Origin of the sequence: Cellulophaga sp. (genome assembly GCF_039943695.1) — a bacterium.
Lineage (GTDB): Bacteria > Bacteroidota > Bacteroidia > Flavobacteriales > Flavobacteriaceae > Cellulophaga.
In genome coordinates, this window is the sequence record NZ_JBDVAA010000028.1 from 1 (window position 1) to 5,208 (window position 5,208).

The window sequence follows — 5,208 nt, forward strand, 5'->3', positions numbered from 1 at the left end:
GCATATATCTACGGATTATGTTTTCGATGGAGAAAAAGGCTCCCCTTATACAATATCAGATAGCACTAACCCTATTAACGAGTATGGAAAATCTAAATTAAAAGGAGAACAGTATATAAAAGAAATACTAGAAGAATATTTTATTATAAGAACGTCCTGGTTGTATTCGGAATTTGGACATAATTTTTATAAAACTATTTTAAACAAGGCAAAAGAGGGAGAAAACCTTTCCGTTATAGACACAGAAATTGGTTGCCCAACAGATGCAAACAACTTAGCTGACTATATTTTAAATATAATTGGCTCTGATGAGAAGGATTTTGGAATTAAACACTTTACAGACGAAATACCTATGACGTGGTTTGATTTTGCAGCAGAAATATTAAAAAATAATCAGTTAGATAAGACTACAAAGCTTGTAAGGGCTAATAATTATCGTAGTTTTGCTAAAAGACCTAAGAACAGTACACTTTTCTGTAACTAGTTTAGGTTGTAATAAAAAAATACAGAAAGTGATAAAAAAGATTTGTTGCATTGGGGCAGGATATGTTGGTGGACCAACAATGTCTATTATAGCTCAAAAATGTCCCGAGATAGAAATTACAGTTGTCGATTTAAATCAGAAACGAATAGACCAATGGAATGATGCAGATGTATCTAATATTCCTATTTATGAACCTGGTTTGTCCAATGTAGTTGCTGAGGCAAGAGGAAGAAACTTGTTTTTTGACACAGATATTGATAAAGCTATTGACGAGGCAGATATGATTTTCATTTCTGTAAACACGCCAACAAAAACCTATGGTAAGGGCAAAGGCATGGCTGCAGACTTAAAATATATTGAGCTCTGTGCAAGGCAAATAGCACGCGTAGCTAAGTCCGATAAAATCGTGGTTGAAAAGTCGACTTTACCTGTTAGAACAGCACAAGCAATTAAAAATATATTAGACCATACGGGTAACGATGTTAATTTTGAAATACTATCTAATCCAGAGTTTTTAGCAGAAGGTACGGCTGTTTCAGATTTAACCAATCCAGATAGGGTGTTAATAGGCGGACAGCAAGAAACTGAAAAAGGAAAACAAGCAGTACAGGCTTTGGTAGATGTTTATGCTCACTGGGTACCTAATGATAAAATTTTAACCACTAATTTGTGGTCATCAGAATTATCTAAACTAACTGCGAATGCCTTTTTAGCACAAAGAGTATCTTCTATAAATGCAATGAGTGAGCTATGTGAAATTACAGGAGCAGATGTAGATGAAGTCGCTAAGGCAATAGGTATGGATAGTCGTATTGGTCCAAAATTTCTAAAATCGTCAGTCGGCTTTGGTGGCTCATGTTTTCAAAAAGATATATTGAACTTAGTTTATATAGCTAAATCTTATGGTTTAAATGAAGTAGCAGATTATTGGGAGCAGGTAATCTTATTAAATGATCACCAGAAAAGAAGATTTGCGCATAATATTGTTAAAACGCTATATAATACAGTTTCAGATAAAAAAATTGCATTTTTGGGTTGGGCATTTAAAAAAGACACAAACGACACTAGAGAATCTCCTGCGATATATGTAGCAGAAGAATTACTGTCAGAACAAGCTAAAATATCAGTTTGGGACCCTAAAGTAAAAGAATCTCAAATTTATACAGATATTAATGCATTAGGTTCTATTGAAACCGATGAGGTAAATAATAGGTTAGAAGTCAGTGACAATGCATATGAGGCTTGTAAAGACTCGCATGCTATTGCTATTTTAACAGAATGGGAAGAGTTTAATACGTATGATTGGCAACGTATTTATGATAATATGCACAAACCAGCCTTTGTTTTTGATGGTAGAGGCGTGTTAAGTAAAAATAAACTTCAAGAAATAGGTTTTGTGTATTACAGAATTGGTGAGGGAGGTGTTTAGTTAAATTCTTACTATAATACCTAAAAAGAATAAATAAAAAATTAATGAAAAGAAATCTAATCATATTTGGAACTAGACCAGAAGCTATTAAAATGGCTCCATTGGTAAAGGAATTTTTGAAACATTCTGATACTTTTGAAACTAAAGTTTGTATAACGGCACAGCATAGGGAGATGTTAGACCAGGTTTTATCCTTTTTTGAGATTACTCCAGATTACGATTTAGACTTAATGAAGCCTAATCAGAATTTATATTCTTTAACAGCAGATATTATTACTGGTCTAAAGCCAATATTAGAGGATTTTAAGCCAGATTTTGTTTATGTTCATGGAGATACGACTACAACGATGGCATCAAGTATAGCTGCATTTTATTCTGGAGCAAAAGTTTGTCACGTAGAAGCAGGTTTAAGAACCTTTAACAAAAGGTCACCATTTCCTGAAGAAGTGAATAGGAGTATCGCTGGCTCAGTTGCTGATTATCATTTTTCTCCAACTACAACGTCACAGCAAAATTTATTAAATGAAAATGTGAGGCAAGAGAATATTATAGTAACAGGTAATACTGTTATAGATGCCCTTCAGTTTAGCTCTAGTAAAGTCACTTCAGATGCGTATTCAGATGAAGAAATAGAACAACTAAAAACAATTGTAGATACTTCTAAAAAATTAGTTTTGGTTACGGGGCATAGAAGAGAGAATCACGGACAAGGTTTTATTAACATTTGTAGTGCTTTAAAGGAAATTGCTCTAGAAAACAAAGATGTACAAATTATTTACCCAGTACACTTAAACCCTAATGTACAGAAGCCTGTTTATGATCTTTTAGATAATGTAAGTAATATAAAATTAATAGCACCCTCATCTTATCCTGCTTTTGTATGGTTAATGAGTCAATCTTATTTAATTATAACTGATAGTGGAGGGGTACAAGAAGAAGCTCCAAGCTTAGGTAAGCCAGTTCTTGTTATGAGGGATACTACAGAAAGACCAGAAGCTGTAGAAGCGGGGACTGTGTTTTTAGTAGGTACAGATAAAGATAAAATAATTTCAGAAGCGAATAAATTGCTTCATGACAAAGAAGCATATTCTGTTATGAGCAAATTACATAACCCTTACGGAGATGGTACTTCTTGTCAAAAAATAGTCGAATTTATTTCAAAGTTATAGTTATGAGTAAAACCCCAAGTGTTGTAATGATTGGTTTAGGTTATATAGGCTTGCCAACAGCAGCTTTAATAGCGCAAAATAAAACCTATGTACATGGAGTAGATATCAATCCAGATGTAGTAGAAACTATAAATCAGGGAAAAATACATATTGTTGAACCAGAATTAGATATTGCAGTAGCTGATGCGGTGCAAGAAGGCTATTTAAAAGCCGCTAAAACACCTGTAGAGGCTGATACTTATTTAATAGTTGTTCCTACTCCATTTAAAGCTAAAAATGAGCCTGACATCTCTTTCGTTGAGTCTGCAACAAGAGCTATACTGCCGTTGCTAAAAAAAGATGATTTATACATTATAGAGTCTACTTCTCCTATTGGTACTACAGAGAAGATGATGAAAATCATTTATACTGAAAGACCAGAATTAAAAGAGAAGTTGAATATAGCTTATTGTCCAGAACGCGTACTGCCAGGAAACGTAATGTATGAGTTGGTACATAATGATCGTGTTATTGGTGGTGTAGATGAAAAATCAACTGAAAAAGCTATTGCGTTTTATAAACAATTTATAAAAGGTGACTTGCATAAAACGAATGCACGTACAGCTGAAATGTGTAAACTAGTAGAAAACTCTTCTAGGGATGTACAAATAGCATTTGCTAATGAATTATCACTTATATGCGATAAGGCAGATATTAATGTGTGGGAACTTATAGAATTAGCTAACAAACACCCCAGAGTTAATATATTACAACCTGGTTGTGGGGTTGGAGGTCATTGTATAGCTGTAGACCCTTACTTTATAGTTTCAGATTACCCAATGGAATCTAAAATAATAGGCACGGCTAGAGAAATAAATAATTATAAATCGTTTTGGTGTGCAGAAAAAGTACAAACAGCCAAATTAGAATTTCAGATAAAGCACGGACGTAAGCCAAGTATTGCTTTAATGGGATTGGCATTTAAGCCTAATATTGACGACTTAAGAGAGTCGCCAGCAAAATACATTGCGCAAAAAGTATTACAGGGTGCCAATGATGAGGAATATTACATTGTAGAACCTAATATTACAGAGCACAAGGTATTTAAACTAACAGATTATAACGAGGCTGCAAACAAAGCAGACATTATTGTGTTTTTGGTTTCCCATGACGAGTTTAAATCGTTAAATATTTCTTTAGATAAAGTTGTATTAGACTTCTGTGGGGTAAATAAGTAATAAAATAAAGTTTATGAATAAAAATATTTATGTACTCAGTTTCATTTTTTTAATAAGCTGCACTAGTTCTAGAAATAATAAGATTATTTCAGAATACCCTTTTAATGGTAATTTGAATGATTACATATTAGCTGAAATAGCTTTACCTGTAGGGAACATAACTTTTGAAAAGACTAAATATACTAAAGGCTTAAAATTTAAAGATGGCAAGGATGAAAATTATATTGAATTACCAAATTTAAAACTTAATAAAGATGATTATACAATTTCTTTTTTTGTTTTATTTGAAAATTTTAACAAGACTAATTCAGTAATCTTTTTGGGATCGAAGCAAGAGAGTTGGGGTATGGCTGGGTTATGGATATATAATGAGAAAAATAAAATTGCAGTGAGTCAAGAAGGACAGGTTTTAATAAATAAAAATTACAGTTTTAAGAAGGAATATAGTGATCAATACAAATTAAGTAAAGAGTTGACGGTTAGGGAATTAAATTATGTAACTATAACTTATTCAAAATCTATATTAAAAATTTATATAAATGGATTATTAGATTCAGAATATAATGGTGTTAAACCAATAAAAGATAAAGATAATAGATATTTCCAATTAGGAATAGCTAATGACCCAAAAGTCGGAAAAAAATTTCAGTTTATTGGTGTTATTGATGAATTAAAGTTCTTTAATAAGGAGCTATCTAAAGAGCAAGTTTTAGAGTTATTTACAGAATATAATTAATTTTAAATTAATCTATGCTAGATTCTAAACTTAAAAAGAACACTGTGCTTGGTGTAAAATGGTCTATGTTATCTAGTATATTAGTAGCCGTTATTCAGTTTGTTCAAATATTAATTCTTTCTAGAATTTTTTCAGCTTTTGAATTAGGTATAGTTGGTGTAATACAAATGATA

The 5,208-nt window shown here is 32.1% G+C and carries 5 protein-coding genes; all 5 read left to right on the forward strand.

Annotated elements, in window-relative coordinates; translation table 11 throughout:
* On the forward strand, positions 1-484 hold a 484-nt coding region (locus ABJD66_RS02475), incomplete at its 5' end, for a sugar nucleotide-binding protein (RefSeq protein ID WP_348127817.1).
* Between the two features lie 28 nt (positions 485-512).
* Positions 513-1,913, forward strand: a complete 1,401-nt coding sequence (locus ABJD66_RS02480; protein WP_348127820.1) for a UDP-glucose 6-dehydrogenase — start codon at positions 513-515, stop codon at positions 1,911-1,913.
* Positions 1,914-1,957: 44 nt separating this feature from the next.
* Positions 1,958-3,082, forward strand: a complete 1,125-nt coding sequence (gene wecB, locus ABJD66_RS02485) for a UDP-N-acetylglucosamine 2-epimerase (non-hydrolyzing) (RefSeq protein WP_348127823.1) — start codon at positions 1,958-1,960, stop codon at positions 3,080-3,082.
* Positions 3,083-3,084: 2 nt separating this feature from the next.
* The gene (wecC, locus tag ABJD66_RS02490; protein ID WP_348127826.1) at positions 3,085-4,299 is read left to right on the forward strand and encodes a UDP-N-acetyl-D-mannosamine dehydrogenase; all 1,215 of its coding nucleotides are present in this window, start codon (positions 3,085-3,087) and stop codon (positions 4,297-4,299) included.
* Positions 4,300-4,312: 13 nt separating this feature from the next.
* On the forward strand, positions 4,313-5,035 hold the full coding sequence (locus ABJD66_RS02495) for a LamG domain-containing protein (protein WP_348127829.1): 723 nt from the start codon (positions 4,313-4,315) through the stop codon (positions 5,033-5,035).
* The last annotated feature ends 173 nt before the right edge of the window (positions 5,036-5,208 follow it).